General features: G+C 63.6%; 15 protein-coding genes. 8 read left to right on the forward strand and 7 right to left on the reverse strand.

All coding sequences use genetic code 11. The features are described from left to right. Positions 1–32 precede the first annotated feature (32 nt). The 4 genes from dnaQ to IH615_RS13070 are packed head-to-tail and all read right to left on the reverse strand — an operon-like array spanning position 33 to position 2789. Positions 33–764: a DNA polymerase III subunit epsilon gene (gene dnaQ, locus IH615_RS13055; RefSeq protein ID WP_291362309.1), complete on the reverse strand. Its 732-nt coding sequence runs from the start codon at positions 762–764 to the stop codon at positions 33–35. Continuing rightward, complete coding sequence (gene coaE, locus IH615_RS13060; protein ID WP_291362310.1) at positions 761–1357, reverse strand: dephospho-CoA kinase; 597 nt, start codon at positions 1355–1357, stop codon at positions 761–763. The genes dnaQ and coaE overlap by 4 nt, the downstream gene beginning before the upstream one ends. A 2-nt stretch (positions 1358–1359) precedes the next feature. Beyond that, on the reverse strand, positions 1360–2190 hold the full coding sequence (locus IH615_RS13065) for a shikimate dehydrogenase (RefSeq protein ID WP_291362311.1): 831 nt from the start codon (positions 2188–2190) through the stop codon (positions 1360–1362). After that, positions 2187–2789 carry a Maf family protein gene (locus IH615_RS13070; protein WP_291362337.1) on the reverse strand — a complete coding sequence of 201 codons (603 nt, stop codon included), beginning with the start codon at positions 2787–2789 and terminating at the stop codon, positions 2187–2189. The genes IH615_RS13065 and IH615_RS13070 overlap by 4 nt, the downstream gene beginning before the upstream one ends. Before the next feature lie 434 nt (positions 2790–3223). Here IH615_RS13070 and hemE point away from each other — a divergent pair, with 434 nt between their 5' ends. From hemE to IH615_RS13110, 8 genes are all read left to right on the forward strand, one after another. Beyond that, the gene (gene hemE, locus IH615_RS13075) at positions 3224–4249 is read left to right on the forward strand and encodes a uroporphyrinogen decarboxylase (protein WP_291362312.1); all 1026 of its coding nucleotides are present in this window, start codon (positions 3224–3226) and stop codon (positions 4247–4249) included. Between the two features lie 44 nt (positions 4250–4293). Then, positions 4294–4722 carry a protoporphyrinogen oxidase HemJ gene (hemJ, locus tag IH615_RS13080; RefSeq protein ID WP_291362313.1) on the forward strand — a complete coding sequence of 143 codons (429 nt, stop codon included), beginning with the start codon at positions 4294–4296 and terminating at the stop codon, positions 4720–4722. A 201-nt stretch (positions 4723–4923) separates the two neighbouring features. Then, positions 4924–6189 carry a transcription termination factor Rho gene (gene rho / locus IH615_RS13085; RefSeq protein ID WP_108461779.1) on the forward strand — a complete coding sequence of 422 codons (1266 nt, stop codon included), beginning with the start codon at positions 4924–4926 and terminating at the stop codon, positions 6187–6189. 78 nt (positions 6190–6267) lie between these two features. Further along, positions 6268–7557: a tRNA uridine-5-carboxymethylaminomethyl(34) synthesis GTPase MnmE gene (gene mnmE, locus IH615_RS13090; RefSeq protein ID WP_291362314.1), complete on the forward strand. Its 1290-nt coding sequence runs from the start codon at positions 6268–6270 to the stop codon at positions 7555–7557. Positions 7558–7641: 84 nt separating this feature from the next. Then, on the forward strand, positions 7642–9504 hold the full coding sequence (gene mnmG / locus IH615_RS13095; protein WP_291362315.1) for a tRNA uridine-5-carboxymethylaminomethyl(34) synthesis enzyme MnmG: 1863 nt from the start codon (positions 7642–7644) through the stop codon (positions 9502–9504). After that, positions 9504–10151, forward strand: coding sequence for a 16S rRNA (guanine(527)-N(7))-methyltransferase RsmG (gene rsmG, locus IH615_RS13100; RefSeq protein ID WP_291362316.1), 648 nt, complete (start codon positions 9504–9506; stop codon positions 10149–10151). The genes mnmG and rsmG overlap by 1 nt, the downstream gene beginning before the upstream one ends. Before the next feature lie 24 nt (positions 10152–10175). Beyond that, entirely contained in the window at positions 10176–10976 is an 801-nt protein-coding gene (locus IH615_RS13105; RefSeq protein WP_291362317.1) for a ParA family protein, read from the forward strand. Between the two features lie 9 nt (positions 10977–10985). Continuing rightward, positions 10986–11861 carry a ParB/RepB/Spo0J family partition protein gene (locus IH615_RS13110; protein WP_291362318.1) on the forward strand — a complete coding sequence of 292 codons (876 nt, stop codon included), beginning with the start codon at positions 10986–10988 and terminating at the stop codon, positions 11859–11861. 46 nt (positions 11862–11907) lie between these two features. On the opposite strand, the gene holA is transcribed toward IH615_RS13110, so the two are convergent. The 3 genes from holA to leuS are packed head-to-tail and all read right to left on the reverse strand — an operon-like array spanning position 11908 to position 16038. Continuing rightward, a complete protein-coding gene (gene holA, locus IH615_RS13115) occupies positions 11908–12930 on the reverse strand; it encodes a DNA polymerase III subunit delta (RefSeq protein WP_291362319.1) in 1023 nt (340 codons plus the stop codon). Further along, positions 12930–13436, reverse strand: a complete 507-nt coding sequence (lptE, locus tag IH615_RS13120; protein ID WP_291362320.1) for an LPS assembly lipoprotein LptE — start codon at positions 13434–13436, stop codon at positions 12930–12932. Before lptE ends, holA begins: the two co-directional genes overlap by 1 nt. Then, positions 13423–16038 carry a leucine--tRNA ligase gene (gene leuS / locus IH615_RS13125; RefSeq protein WP_291362321.1) on the reverse strand — a complete coding sequence of 872 codons (2616 nt, stop codon included), beginning with the start codon at positions 16036–16038 and terminating at the stop codon, positions 13423–13425. Before leuS ends, lptE begins: the two co-directional genes overlap by 14 nt. Positions 16039–16144 lie beyond the last annotated feature (106 nt).

Here is a 16144-nt window from a genome sequence, read left to right on the forward strand (position 1 = left end):
AGACTCAAAGCCCCGCTCCGGCGGGGCTTTTTTCATTCCGCCGCGACGTTGTTGTCCCCGCCATCCATGGCGCCGGCATATTTGGCCCAGATCGAATCGGGACCGAGCGACGCAACGAGGCGTTCATGCGCCGCAAATTCATCGGCCAGGAGGCGGGATGGCAGTGGCGCCGGACGGGGCGCGGCAACAATGCGGGTGGCGATGGCTTGGGCGCCCGACACCCGGGATTCCGAGATCAGCGCCAGGCTCACCTGCTTGCCGCCGATGAGCTCGAGATAGACCTCGGCCAGGATCTGGCTATCGAGCAGTGCGCCATGCAGCGTGCGGCGGGAATTGTCGATGCCGTAATGCTTGCACAGCGCATCCAGGCTCACCCGGGCGCCCGGATGCTTGTCGCGCGCCAGCATCACCGTATCGATGACCTGGTTGCCCAGCGGCCGCTGGCCTGATCGTTCCAGTTCGGCATTGAGGAAGCCCATGTCGAAGGGCGCATTGTGGATGACCAGCGTGGCATCACCTAGGAAGTCGCGGAAGTCCTGCGCCACGGACTTGAACAGGGGCTTGTCGGCCAGGAATTCGTCGCTCAGCCCATGCACGCGAAACGCCTCCTCGGGCATGGAGCGCTGCGGATTGAGATAGACGTGGTAGTGGCGGCCCGATGGGATGTGGTTGATCAGCTCGACACAGCCGATTTCGACCAGCCGATCGCCCATGGCGGGCGACAGGCCGGTGGTTTCGGTATCGAGAACGATCTCGCGATTCAATGCTTTGGCCCTTTGGCTCGGATGCTCGCAACAAGCGCGGCGACCATGTCCACCGTCTTCGATTTCGGCATTCCGGTATCGAAGAGATAGGTGGCACGTGCCTTCTTTTCCGCCTGTGGCAGCTGTCGGGCAAGGATGGTATCGAGCTTTTCCCCGCTCATTCCGGGTCGCGCCAAGGCGCGCTGTCGCTGGATGGCCTCATCGACCCAGGTGACGGCCACGGCATCAAAGCCATAGTCGTAGCCGCTCTCGAACAGCAGCGGCACTTCCACCACCGCCAGCGCATGCCCGGCTGCCTCGGCTTCGTCCATGAAGCGCGCTATGCGGGCGCGGACCAGCGGATGCACCACGGCTTCAAGCCGTTTGAAACCGGTGGGATCGGCGGCAAGGCGCTGAGACAGCAGGGTTTTGTCGACATGACCGCCAGTGGTAACTCCGGGGAAAAGCGCTTCGACCGGTGCCACCGCCTCCCCCGCATAGAGCTCGGCGACCGCTTCATCGGCCGAGAAAACCGGCACGCCCAGATCGGCAAAGGCCTTTAGCACCGTGGATTTGCCCGTCGCGATCGAGCCTGTAATGCCGATCCGCCACATGGTCAGTGTCCCAGCGTCGCTTCGACGCGCGCCCGCAGCTCCGGCGTCACTGTGGGCCGGACGCCGAACCAGGCCTCAAAGCCGGGTGCGGCCTGATGCAGCAGCATGCCCAATCCGTCAACCGTGCGGAGGCCCCGCGCCCGGGCCTCGGCCAGCAGCGGCGTTTCGAGCGGCACATAGACGATGTCGGTGACAAGCGTCTTGCGCGGCAACAGCGCGAGATCAAGCCAATCGAAGCGACTACCATGCATGCCGATCGAGCTGGTATTGATGACAATGCCGGTCCGCGGCGCCAGCTCGGCAAAGGCGTCAAAGCCATGCGCCTCGAATGGGCCATCGATCTCATCGACCAAAGCCTGCGCATTGGCCAGTGTCCGGTTGAGCACATGCACCTTGCCGCCGTTGCGCCGCTGCAGCGCCACAAGCACCGCACGGGCGGCGCCCCCCGCACCGATCACCATGGCATCGTCTGGCCCGTCCGACCAGCCGGGCACAGCGGCATCGAGATTACCGAGAAAACCCAGATAGTCGGTATTGCTGCCGAACACCTTGCCCTCGCGCACCACCAGCGTATTGACCGCACCGATCTTGCGGGCCAGCGGATCAACTGCGTCACAGAGGCCGAACACGGCCTCCTTATGCGGGATGGTGACATTGCCGCCGGCAAATTCGCCGGATCGCAGCCGTTCGAAGAAGGCAGGCAGCGCCTCCGGCGGCACATCGATCGCTTCGTAGCTGCCGTCGATGCGGTGCTCGGCCAACCAGGTCTGATGAATGAGCGGCGAGCGGGAATGGTTGATCGGATGGCCGATGACGAAGGCTTTTGTTGTCACGTGAGGGTCTCGGGGGCAAAACTGCGCAGGGCGGCCAATAGGGGCAGCAGCGGCAGGCCCAGAATGGTGAAATAGTCGCCGGTCACGGTTTCGAACAGGCGGATCGAGGGGCCTTCGAGCCGATAGCCGCCGACCGAGGACAGGATAGCATCGCCCTCGCGAGCCAGCACGTCATCGCGTTCCTGGGCAGTGAAGTCCCGCAGGGTCAGCTCGGCCGTTTCGACGCCCGACCACAGCAAGACATCGTCACGGACCAGCGCCACAGCGGCGTGCAGGCGATGGGTCTTGCCGCGCAGATGATCGAGCTGGGTGACGGCGGCGGTTCGGTCGGCCGGCTTGTGCAAAAGCTCGGTACCAAGGCTGAGGGTCTGGTCGGCACCGATCACAATGGCGCCGGGATGGTCGGCAGCGACGGCGGCGGCCTTGCGTTTGGAGAGGTGCTGGGCAACGTCGCGGCCATCGCCGCCGGCCGCTATTACAGCCTCCTCGAGGCTTCGCTCATCAATGCTGGCCGGCTGGCACGAAAACACCAATCCGGCCTGCTGCAGCAGGGCTTTGCGGGTCGCGCTCTGGGAGGCCAGGATCAGCATGGGGACGATGTTTTCCACACTGTCATCCCCAGCTCAAGGGCCAGCCTGTGACAATGACTCATGGTTTTGCCGCTCGGCCCGATTTGTTCGACTTGGTTACCGAATGATTAACACCTGGACTCGGTGAGCGGTCCACGGAAGCGGTGGGATAGGTCTGGGGATAAACCCAGACGCACCGAACCTGGCCGCCAAGCGGTTTTGCACATGCCAATCCGAATCATTGACTCCGGAGTCCGCCCGTTAAGGTCTGCTTAACCATTAAGGCCGGGGCGGGGCTCGCTATGATTCACAGGGGTCGTTAACACCTCGTTTACCATCGCCCTGCGCGGTTGTGCCGCCACGAGGGCGATTGTGGACGGCGCTGAATTGGCCCAAAACACCGCCATGATAATACTGATACGAAGTCAGAAAGACTCTTTAGGGGTTTTGAAGGGAAGGTTGACGTGACCCATAAGCCCCTCTTGGCAACCGTGCTTGGCCAGCGCCAGGAACGGCCTCCGCTCTGGATCATGCGCCAGGCGGGCCGCTACCTGCCTGAATACCGTGAGGTCAGGACTCGGGCGACGAACTTCCTCGAGCTCTGCTATACGCCCGATCTCGCCACCGAGGTGTCGCTGCAGCCATTGCGCCGTTTCGATCTCGATGCCGCGATCCTGTTCTCCGACATCCTGGTCATTCCCGACGCGCTCGGCCAGTCGGTGCGCTTTGAGGCTGGAGAGGGTCCTGTCCTTGATCCGGTTGATGCCGGCAGCATCGCCGGGCTGGGGAAGGAGATGGATCCGCTGGATCACCTGGCGCCGGTGCTGGAGACCGTGCGACGCCTGCGGGCGGCCATCGCACCCGATAAGACGCTGATCGGCTTCTGCGGCTCTCCCTGGACCGTGGCGACCTATATGATTGGCGGTAAGGGGTCACCCGACCAGGCCGCGGCCCGATTGTTTGCCCTGCGGCATCCGGAAGCTTTTGCGGCTCTGCTGGATGTGCTGGTCAAGACCAGCATTGATTATCTGGTCGCGCAGCTCGAGGCCGGCGCCGATGTGGTGCAGCTGTTCGAGAGCTGGGCGCTCAATCTCGACGATGCAGCCTTTTCTAGCCATGTCATCGAACCAAACCGGCGGATCGTTGCCGGGGTGCGGGCCCGGGTGCCCAATGCGCCCATCATCGGCTTTCCGCGGGGCGCTGCCGGCAACCTGGCGCGCTATGCGCAGGAAACGGGGGTCAATGCGCTCGGGTTGGACTACGCGACGCCGCTTGATTCTGCCCGGACCTTTTCCCCGGGCCTGCCGGTGCAGGGTAATCTCGATCCATTGCGGCTGGTGGCGGGTGGTGCCCAGATGGACGAGCGCATCGACGCCATCATCGCGGCCTTTGCCGACCGCCCGCATATCTTCAATCTGGGCCACGGCATCGTGCCGGAAACGCCGATCGCGCATGTCGAGCGGCTGGTGGCGCGGGTCAAGAACCGCTAGAGCCGCGAGGGGCAAAGCGGCCATGAACTGTCGGGGAGTTCTGCATGTATGAGTGGGTCAAGGCGCTGCATGTCATCTCGGTGATCGCCTGGATGGCCGGGATGATGTATCTGCCCCGGCTGTTCGTCTATCACGCAGAATCGACGGTCGGGTCGGAGAAGTCCGAGACCTTCAAGGTCATGGAACGCCGGCTTTATCGCGGCATCATCACGCCGGCCATGCTCGCCACCTGGATCTTTGGCCTCTGGCTTGCCTTCGGCTTCGGCATTGTCGATTTCTCGATGGGCTGGATGTGGCTCAAGGCGGCGATGGTCATCGCGCTGAGTGGCGTTCATGGCTGGTATGGCTCGCTGCTGCGGGCTTTCCAGCAGGATCGGAACACGAGAAGCCACAAATTCTATCGTGCCATCAATGAAATCCCCTTCGTCATCGCCATCGTCATCGTCATTGCGGTGATCGTAAAACCGTTCTGAGGGCGGCGAGGAGGGGCTGTTTCACGTGAATCTGGGCAGGGCGCGACGGTTTCATCCTTGAAACTGCTCCCGGATCGCGCTACATGCCTAGCCAACGCATCCCAAATCTAGCCGACCTCCCCGGTCGCTGCGCGGTGCCTACCCCTCCCAGATATATCGCCTTCCTGACGATTACCGCTTCCCAATAGGGTCTCCCGCTACATGCAGAATATGAAGCTCAGCGAGCTCAAGGCCAAGTCCCCGGCCGAACTCCTGGTGTTCGCTGAAGAACACGAGGTCGAGAATGCCTCGACCATGCGCAAACAGGAATTGATGTTTGCCATTCTCAAGGAACTGGCCGCCCAGGAAGTCGACATTACCGGCGAAGGCGTCGTCGAAGTCCTCCCTGATGGTTTCGGTTTCCTGCGTTCCCCGGACGCCAACTATCTCCCGGGCCCCGACGACATCTATGTCAGTCCATCCCAGATTCGTCGCTTCGGTCTCAGAACCGGCGACACGGTCGAAGGCCAGATTCGGTCTCCCAAGGATGGCGAGCGCTACTTTGCGCTGCTCAAGGTCAACACCATCAACTTCGAAGATCCCGAGGCGGTCCGCCACAAGGTCAACTTCGACAACCTGACCCCGCTCTATCCCGAAGAACGGCTCCGCATGGAGCTGCCCGATCCGACGCTGAAGGATCGTTCGGCCCGCCTGCTCGATCTCGTTGCCCCGTTGGGCAAGGGTCAGCGTGCGCTGATTGTTGCGCCACCGCGTACCGGTAAGACGGTATTGTTGCAGAATATTGCACAATCGATCGCCACCAATCACCCCGAATGCTATCTGATCGTGTTGCTGATCGACGAGCGGCCGGAAGAAGTGACAGACATGCAGCGCTCGGTGCGCGGTGAAGTCATCTCCTCGACCTTTGACGAGCCGGCTTCGCGTCACGTCCAGGTCGCCGAAATGGTGATCGAAAAGGCCAAGCGCCTGGTCGAACACAAGCGCGACGTGGTCATCCTGCTCGATTCGATCACCCGCCTCGGCCGCGCCTACAACACCGTCGTGCCGAGCTCCGGCAAGGTGCTGACCGGCGGCGTGGACGCCAATGCGCTGCAGCGCCCGAAGCGCTTCTTTGGTGCTGCGCGCAATATCGAGGATGGCGGCTCGCTGACTATCATTTCAACGGCGCTGATCGATACCGGCTCGCGCATGGATGAAGTGATCTTCGAAGAGTTCAAGGGCACCGGCAACTCGGAAATCATCCTTGACCGCAAGGTCGCCGACAAGCGCATCTTCCCGGCGCTCGACATCACCAAGTCGGGTACGCGCAAGGAAGAGCTGCTGGTCGAGCCGGACATCCTCAAGAAGATGTATGTGCTGCGCCGCATCCTCAATCCGATGGGGACGATCGACGCGATGGAATTCCTGATGGACAAGGTCCGCCAGACCAAGACAAATTCCGACTTCTTCGATTCGATGAATACCTGATCGCCAGCGCGGCGATTGACGACACTCCCGAGAGCGACATGCACCAGCGTGTCGCTCTCTGCTTTCGGAGAACCCATGATGAGCGGCGATACGATCGTGGCGCTGTCCTCTGGAGCCCCACCCTCCGGCGTGGCGGTCATCCGCCTCTCCGGACCTGCCACGGGCAGGATTCTCCAGGACATAGCCGGCACCATCCCCGAGCCGCGGCGGCTGACGCTGCGGCCCATCGGCCGCGAGTCGATGCTTGATCGCGGCCTCGTCGCCTGGTTTCCGGCACCCCACAGCTTTACCGGCGAAGACTGCGCCGAGTTGCAGGTGCATGGCTCCCCGGCCGGGGTCCGCTCGATCATCAAGCTCATTACCAGCAAGGGGGCCCGCCTTGCGGAGGCCGGCGAGTTCACCCGGCGGGCCTTTGAGAATGGCAAGCTCGACCTGGTGGAAATCGAGGGCCTGGGCGACCTCTTGGAAGCCGAGACCGAGAACCAGCGACGCCAGGCCTTGGCCCGGTTCGAAGGGGGCCTGTCGCAACGGATCGACGGCTGGCGCGATCAATTGCTTGATCTGCGGGCCGAGATCGAGGCTCGGCTGGACTTTTCAGACGAGGGCGATGTCGGCGATACCCTGCCCGAGGACTTCGGCCGCAGCCTTACGGCATTGCGCAATGACATCGCCATGGCGCTGGCCTCGGTCGAGCATGGCCGCGTCGTTCGCGAAGGTATCCGCGTGGCACTGGCGGGGCCGCCGAATGCCGGAAAATCCAGTCTGCTCAATGCCTTGGCACAATCGGACATCGCCATCGTGACGGAGGAGGCCGGGACGACCCGCGACGTGCGCGAGGTGCCGCTCGACATCAACGGTCAGCTCTATATCCTGCTCGACCTGGCCGGCCTGCGCGAGACCGACAGCAAGGCCGAGGCTGAAGGCGTACGCCGGGCTCGGCAGGCCATCGACCAGGCCGATATCGTCCTGTGGCTCAGCGCTCCGGATCTGCCAGCGGTGGAAATTCCGGAGACTGACAACCGCCACATCCATGTCAGCACCAAGCGTGACCTGGGCAGGGTGACCGGTGCCGATATTGCCGTGTCCGCGCAGAGCGGCGAAGGGCTCGCCGAGCTGCTGGGGCGAATTGAGCAACTCGGCCAGACGCTGTCGAGCGGGGAGCCATCCCTGCTCAGCCGGGAGCGGGACCGCATAGCGCTACAGAGCGCCATCGAGGCCCTGGAGGCTTCGGCGAAACAGCTGGCAATGCCTGAACTGGCAGCCGAGAGCCTGCGGCTGGCATCGCAGGCGCTGGAGCGCCTGGTCGGTCGGCTGGATGCGGAGCGGGTGTTGGACCGCCTGTTTACCAGCTTCTGCATCGGCAAGTGATTCACGTGAAACACGGCCGTGATCGCGGTCGGAATTGATTCACGTGAAACATTGGCCTATTGAGGCCAGCCTTGGAGACATGCCATGAGTGACTATGCCGTCATCATCGTTGGAGGTGGTCACGCCGGCTGCGAAGCCGCGGCGGCATCCGCGCGTCTTGGCGTGCCCACGGCTCTGGTCACCCACAAGTTCGTCACCATCGGCGAAATGAGCTGCAATCCGGCCATTGGCGGGCTCGGCAAGGGCCACCTGGTGCGCGAGATCGACGCGCTCGACGGGTTGATGGGTCGCGTCGCCGACGCTGCCGGCATCCAGTTCCGCGTGCTCAACCGCCGCAAGGGTCCCGCGGTGCGAGGCCCCCGGGCGCAGGCGGATCGCAAGCTCTACCGGCAGGCCATGCAAGCCGCCATCACGGCCCAGCCCAATCTTGACGTCATCGAGGGCGAGGTCGACGATATCGAGGTCAGCGACGGCGTGGTGAGCGGCGTGGTGCTGCTGGACGGGCGCCGGTTTGGCACGAGGGCCGTGGTGCTGACCACTGGCACTTTCCTGCGCGGCCTGATCCATAGGGGCGAGGAGACAACACCCGCTGGCCGCCTGGGAGAGCGACCGGTGCTTGGCCTCTCTACCCGCTTGGAGGCGCTGGGGCTGCGGCTTGGCCGGCTCAAGACCGGTACACCCGCGCGGCTGGATGCCACCAGCATCGATTTCTCGTCGCTGGAAGAACAACCCGGCGATGATCCGCCAGAGACCTTCTCGGCCCTGACGCGGGCGATCACCACGCCCCAGGTCAGCTGCCACATCACCCGCACGACGGCCGAAACCCACCGGATCATCTCGGATAATCTGCATCGTTCGGCCATGTATTCCGGCCGAATCCAGAGCCGGGGCCCGCGCTATTGTCCGTCCATCGAGGATAAGGTGGTGCGCTTTGCCGATCGCGATAGCCACCAGATTTTCCTTGAGCCAGAAGGACTTGACGACCCGACGATCTATCCAAACGGGCTCTCGACCTCACTGCCGGCAGACGTGCAGGAGGCGTTCCTGCGCTCCATGCCGGGGCTCGAGAATGTCCGCATCGTCCGCCCCGGCTATGCGATCGAATATGACTATGTCGACCCGCGCGAACTGCGGCCGACGCTGGAGGTCAAGCGGCAGCCCGGGCTCTATCTGGCCGGCCAGATCAACGGCACGACCGGCTATGAGGAGGCGGGCGCCCAGGGTCTGCTGGCCGGCGCCAATGCCGCCCTTGCGGCATCGGGCCGGGATGCGATGGTCCTGTCACGGACTGAGAGTTATCTGGGGGTCATGGTGGACGACCTGGTGACCCGGGGTGTGTCCGAACCCTACCGCATGTTCACCTCGCGCGCCGAGTTCCGGCTGCACCTGCGAGCCGATAATGCAGATCAGCGCCTGACACCGCTTGGCATTGCCACGGGCCTGGTTGGGGAGGAACGTGATGGGCTGTTCTCTGCCAAGGCCGAAGCCCTGTCGCGCGGTCGGACCCTGCTGACCACGCTCACGGCCTCGCCCAATGCAGCCCGCAAGGCGGGAATTGCGGTCAATGAAGACGGCAAGCTGCGCTCGGCCTTTGACCTGTTGTCTTATCCCGATGTCACGCCTGACGACGCGATGCGGCTGTGGCCGGAGATCGGCGCCATTCCAGCCCCTGTTGTCGAGCAGCTGGTGGTCGACGCGCAATATGCGGTCTATCTCGACCGGCAGCGCGACGACATCGAGGCGGTGCGCCGCGACGAGCAGAAGCCGATCCCGGAAGATATCGACTACGCAGTCATTCCGGGCCTGTCGATGGAGATTCGCCAGAAGTTGCAGCAGTATCAGCCGCAAACCATCGCCCAGGCCCAGGCCATGGACGGCATGACTCCCGCCGCCGTCACGCTCCTGCTGGCGGTAATCCGTCGCGGTGAATTCCGCAGGGCGAGCTGATGTCCGGTCGGGAGGCGATTGCGCCTTACGCGCGGCATTTCACCCGATCCCTCGACGAGGTCGCTGCGGATTTGGAATCCTATGCTCAGCTGCTGGCGAAGTGGCAGGCGGTGCAGAATCTTGTTTCACGTGAAACACTGGGGGAGGTCTGGTCACGGCACTTTGCCGACAGCCTGCAGGTGCTCAAGCTGTTGAAGGAGGGTGACCGGGCGTTCCTGGACCTCGGCAGCGGCGGCGGCCTTCCGGCCCTGCCCCTGGCCATTGCCCTCAAGAGCCCGAATCACCATTTCACTCTGATCGAACCGAATGGGCGCAAGGTGAGCTTCCTGCGGGCAGTGGCGCGGGAACTGGGCCTGATCGTCACGGTCGAGGGTCGCCGGAGCGATCAGGTTGATTCACGTGAAACACCGGCGCCCGACGTGATCACCTCGCGGGCACTGGCCGCCCTGCCGACATTGTGTGGCTGGATGAAGCCGTTCTTTGCCCCACAAACACGGGCAATCCTGCACAAGGGGCGGGAACATGGTGAAGAACTGATGGAAGCCGCTACGCATTGGGACTATGACGTGGTAGTAACCTCAAGTGACATCGATCCAAGTGGTGTCCTGCTCACGCTTTCGAATTTGCGTGCGAAATCAGTTAGTTAGCGGCGAACGAGCTGGAGGCCAATAGTGGCGCCCCGTATCCTGACACTGGCCAACCAAAAAGGCGGCGTGGGCAAAACCACGACTGCGATCAATCTCGCCACCGCGCTGGCCGCGGTGGGTGAGCGCGTGCTGATCATCGACCTCGATCCGCAGGGCAATGCCTCGACCGGGCTCGGCATCTCGCGCACCGATCGCGAAGTGTCCTCATATGACCTGCTGGTGGGTGAGGCGACCGTCGCCCAGGCTGCCATCATGACATCAGTGCCCAATGTGGCCATCGTCCCGTCGACCATGGATCTGCTCGGCGTCGAGCTGACCATTGCCGGCCATGCGGACCGGGCCTTCAAGTTGCGCAACGCCTTCAAGCAACTGGGCGAGCTTGCCATCAACGACAAGCCGGTGAGCTATATCCTCATCGATTGCCCACCGTCGCTCAACCTGTTGACCGTCAATTCGCTGGTGGCGGCCGATGCCGTGCTGGTGCCGCTGCAATGCGAGTTCTTCGCGCTGGAGGGTCTGAGCCAACTGCTTCAAACGATTGAACAAATTCGCTCGACGCTCAATCCGCGCCTGTCCATCCAGGGCGTGGTGATGACGATGTTCGACAAGCGCAACAATCTCAGCGAGCAGGTGCTGCAGGACGTGCGCCAGGAAATGGGCGACCTGGTCTACGACACGGTCATCCCCCGCAATGTGCGATTGAGCGAGGCGCCGTCCTATGGCAAGCCGGCTTTGCTTTATGACCTCAAATGTGCCGGCAGCCAGGCCTATCTGCGGCTGGCCACCGAAGTGATCCGCCGCGAGCGGCAGCTCAACGCGGCATAGGAGCCCGATATGAACGACAAACCCACACGTCTTGGTCGCGGGCTCGCGGCGCTGATCGGCGACATGGCCACGGTGGAAGGCGCACGCGTCACCGAATCGGGGGGCGTCAAGAAGCTGCCCGTCGAATTCATCATCGCCAATCGCGCCAATCCGCGGCGGACCTTCAACAGCGAGCAGCTGGAGGAGTTGACCAACTCGATCCGCGAAAAGGGCGTCATGCAGCCGCTGCTGGTACGTCCCAGCGATGATCCCAACATTTTCGAGATTATTGCCGGCGAGCGCCGCTGGCGCGCCGCGCAGAAGGCCGGCCTGCATGACGTGCCTGTCATCGTGCGCGATGTGGGTGACAAGGAAGCGCTCGAGCTCGCAATCATCGAGAATGTGCAGCGCGCGGATCTAAATCCGCTTGAAGAAGCAATGGGTTACGGCCAGCTGATCGAACAGTTCGACTATACGCAGCAGGACCTGGCGCAGGTGATCGGCAAGAGCCGTTCCCATGTCGCCAATACGCTGCGACTGCTGCGGCTGCCCGAGGATGTGCGCGAGATGGTCTCCAGCGGCACGCTGACCGCCGGTCACGCCAGGACGCTGATCACCGCCGAGGATCCGGCAACTCTGGCGCGCCAGATCGTGTCCGGCGGCCTTTCGGTGCGTGAGGCCGAGGCGCTGAGCCAGCAGCGCGACGTGGCCGGCAAAAAGAAGCCGAGCGAATCTCAGGCCGATCGCGATGCCGATACGGTGGCGCTGGAGCGCCGGCTGTCGGATGCGCTGGGCCTTTCGGTGTCGCTGGCGCATAGCGAACGCGGCGGCAAGCTCGAGATTCGCTACAAGACGCTGGAACAACTCGACGGCATCTGCCTGAAACTGACCGGCTACGCGAACTAGGTTTCCGTTGTCAGGGCAGGCCGTTTCACGTGAAACGCAGTCGTTACTAATGCGCGGCCGCCATCATGCAGATGGCCAGCAGCGCCCGCCTGAGCCCGGCTTCCGCCAAAGCGGGGCGCCGCCGGCTGTCGGCCGTAGCTTGCAGGATGCGCTCCGACGCGGTCGCCAGCGCACTGTCCGACCACAGCCGCAATTGCTGTTCGAGCGCCGAGACCCGCGAGAAATGCGGCTTGGGCCGCAGCCCATCCAGCACCATGCGCGGCGTCTTGCCGGCATCGACCTCGATGCGCCAGCGCCGCAGGTTGGCGAAATGTGTCGTGCACATAGCCAGCAGCCGCTGCGGATCGACCGCCGAGGATAGCGCCCGGTTCAGCGCCAGTTCCAGCTTCTCGGCATGGCCACCGCCGGTCGCGTCGAGAATTGCGTCGATGACGAGCATCCCATTGTCAGCGCACAATAAAAGAACGTCCTCACGGGTCAACACCTTGCTTGACGCCGCGTAGAGACAGAGCTTCTCCAGCTCCCGGCGGGTGATCTCCCGGTCATTGCCCAGGATTTCACGCAGCGTCGCGACCACGTCGCCATCGATGCGGATGCCTTGCTGGTTGAAGACCTCGCGAATCAGCGCCTGCAGCGTTTCGTCGCTATCGGGATAACAGGGCAGGGCCCGGCCGAGCTTGGCAGCCTCCACCAGAGCACGCAGCGCATCCTTGGGCGCCAGGTTGCCGGCTTCGAGCACGATGGCGGCGCCGGCAGGATCGTCCCGCAACTCGGTCAGCGTCATTACCAGCGACTTGCCGGCGCCGCGCACGCGAACAATGCGTTTGCCGCCAAACAGCGACATGGTGCGTGCTTCCACTGCGAGAATGGATGGGTTGGCGTCGACCTCGGCGCCGTCGAGCGTCACGATGCTGGCCGATTCGGGGTCATTGCCGCTCAATTGACGGATCAGGCGCTGTGCCGTCTCGCGCACCAGACCGGCATCGGGACCATAGGCGAGGAAAATGCCCTCGCTGAGGTCCGGACGCGCCAGGAAGCGGGCAACTTCGTGTGCCTTGAGGGCCGTCATCAGCGGCTGAGCGAGGCCAGCATGGCCAGCCGCAGCGATTCGGCAGCGGCCTTGGCGGCGCGTTCGGCGGCTTCATTGCCGGCAGCGGTATCCGCCAGCACCTGGCCGCTGGTGGTGTATTGCGCACTGGCCTGTCGGGTGAAGGTGATCGGCGCCGCGTCGCTGCCGTCGCGACGGGTTACGGTGACCGAAGCCGTGACGGTCAAGCTGCTGAGCTTGTTGGGGTTGGCCGTTGCCGAGAGGCCGACGGCGCCAGACGACGCCGCGACAGTGACCGTGGCAAGCGGCGCGGTTGGCGCCACGGAGGAGCCGAAGCGCAAAGCCAGCTCCTGGTAGATGACCTGTTCCAGCCGGCTCGCGGGTTTGGCAAAGGCCAGGTCCAGCATGGGCTGGCTGGCCAGCGTGCCGCTATAGACCGGCGAAAAGCTGCACGCGCCCAGCGCGACTGCGGCACCCAGCAGGCTGCCGGCAAGAGCGATGGGGCGAACGAGCCTAAACAACGACATTGACGATCCTGTCCGGGACGATGACGACTTTCTTGGGCGCCTGGCCATTCAGAATGCGGACTATCTCGTCCATTGACAAGACTTGGCTCTCGACCTCGGTTGCCGGCGTGCCCTTGGCCACGGTGATCTCGCCGCGGCGCTTGCCGTTGACCTGAATGGGCATGGTCACGGTGTTGTCCACCAGCAGCGCCGGATCGACCGGCGGCCATGGCGCATCGGCCACCAGGCCCGGCTTGCCGAGCGCCTCCCAGCAGGTTTCGGCCAGGTGCGGCATCATCGGGGCCAGCAGCTGGACAAGTCGCTCCACGCCCTCCTGCAGCGCGCCGATACGGGCTGTGGGGGCTTCGGCCACCAGGCCAGCCGAACGCACCAGCGCATTGGTCAGCTCATAGATCTGCGCCACTGCGCGATTGAAGCGCAGGCCCTCGATATCGCCACCGACATTGTGCACCGCACGATGCACGATCTTGCGCAGGGCCCTGGCCTCATCGTCATCGGAAGTGCGAACAGTCTCCGGAGACTGTTTCGCGAACTCGATCGTCTCGCCGACCAGCCGCCAGATGCGCTGCTGGAAGCGGCTGGCGCCTTCGACGCCGGCCTCGGTCCATTGCACGTCGCGTTCGGGCGGGGAGTCCGACAGCATGAACCAGCGCGCCGTATCGGCGCCATAGGTGGCGACGATCTCATCGGGGTCGACCACGTTCTTCTTGGACTTGCTCATCTTTTCGACCGAACCGATGGCAATCGGCTCACCCGAGTGGATATGGCGAGCGCGGCGCAACTCGCCAGTGGTTTCCAGCAGCACTTCGGTGGGCGGCACCCAGTCGCCTGACGGCGACTTATAGGTCTCGTGCGTCACCATGCCCTGGGTGAACAGGCCCTTGAACGGCTCGCTGAGCCCCACATGCCCAGTCGCCTTCATGGCGCGGGTGAAATAGCGCGAATAGAGCAGGTGCAGGATCGCGTGCTCGACACCGCCGATATACTGATCCACCGGCAGCCAGCGGTTGGCCACTTCAGGAATGGTGGGCGTATCGGCATCGGGCGCGGTGAAGCGGGCAAAGTACCAGGACGAATCGACGAAGGTGTCCATGGTGTCCGTCTCGCGGCGGGCCGAGGCGCCACACTGCGGGCAGTTGACATGCTTCCAGGTCGGATGGTGGTCCAGCGCATTGCCGGGCTTGTCGAAGCTCACATCCTCGGGCAGCACCACGGGCAGGTCCTTCTTGGGCACCGGAATGGTGCCGCAGACCTCGCAATGGATCACCGGGATGGGGCAGCCCCAATAGCGCTGCCGCGACACGCCCCAGTCACGCAGGCGATAGTTGACCTCGACCTTGCCCTGCGGCTTGCCATCGACGGTCCGGTCGGCGAAATGGGCGGCAGCGGCCTTCTTGGCCTCGGCAATGCCCAGCCCGTCGAGAAAACCGGAATTGAAGATCACGCCGTCATCGGTAAAGGCCTCGTTCGCCACGGCAAAGCCCGCATCTGCGTCGGCCGGCCGTACCACCGGCAAGACCGGCAGATCATATTTGCGGGCGAAGTCCAGATCGCGCTGGTCATGGGCCGGGCAGCCGAAAATGGCGCCGGTGCCATAGTCCATCAGCACGAAATTGGCGACATAGACCGGCAGCGTGGCTCCCTCGACCACCGGATGCTTCACGTGCAGCCCGGTGAAAACACCCTTCTTCTCGGCCTTTTCCAGCGTTTCGGTGGCGGTGCCCTGGCGGTGGCACTCGGCGATGAATTCGGCCAGTTCAGGGTTGCTGGCCGCCAGTTCAGTGGTCAACGGATGATCGGGCGACAAAGCGATGAACGAGGCGCCGAAGATCGTGTCCGGCCGGGTGGTGAACACTTCGACGCTGGTGGCAGCCGTGGCATTGCCGGGCACCATTTCGAACAGCAGGCGCAGGCCTTCGGACTTGCCGATCCAGTTGCGCTGCATGGTGCGCACCTTCTCTGGCCAGTCGGTCAGCCCGTCCAGGGCCTCGAGCAGTTCCTCCGCCATGTCGGATATCTTGAAGAACCACTGGGTCAGCTCGCGCTGCTCCACCACGGCGCCCGAGCGCCAGCCGCGGCCGTCGATAACCTGCTCATTGGCCAGCACGGTCATGTCGACAGGGTCCCAGTTGACCTTGGACTGCTTGCGGGTGACCAGGCCTGCCGCCATCATGTCGATGAACATGGCCTGCTGGTGCCTGTAATATTCCGGTTCGCAGGTGGCGATTTCGCGGGTCCAGTCGATGGCCAGGCCCATGGACTTGAGCTGGGCCTTCATGGCGGCGATGTTCTGGCGCGTCCAGGTGCCCGGATGGGTCTTGCGCTCGATGGCGGCATTCTCGGCCGGCAGGCCGAAGGCGTCCCAGCCCATGGGGTGCAGCACATTCTTGCCCCGAGCGCGCTGGTAGCGGGCCACCACGTCGCCCATGGAATAGTTGCGCACATGGCCCATATGGATGCGGCCGGACGGATAGGGGAACATTTCGAGGACGTAATAGGGCTCGCGCGGGTCATCGTTGGCGCTGACGAAGCTCTTGGCGTCGTCCCAGACCTTCTGCCACTTGGGTTCCATTTCGCGCGGATTGTAGCGTTCGCCGCTCACTGGTTTCGTCCTTGGATGATCTGTTGCAGGCGCGGCGTAAAGTCCGGCACGGCTTGCGTTTGGGAGGGATTTTGGCTACCGGACCATCACCAGAAATACCCTTCAA

It is taken from the genome of Devosia sp. (genome assembly GCF_014860165.1).
Classification (GTDB): Bacteria; Pseudomonadota; Alphaproteobacteria; order Rhizobiales; family Devosiaceae; genus Devosia.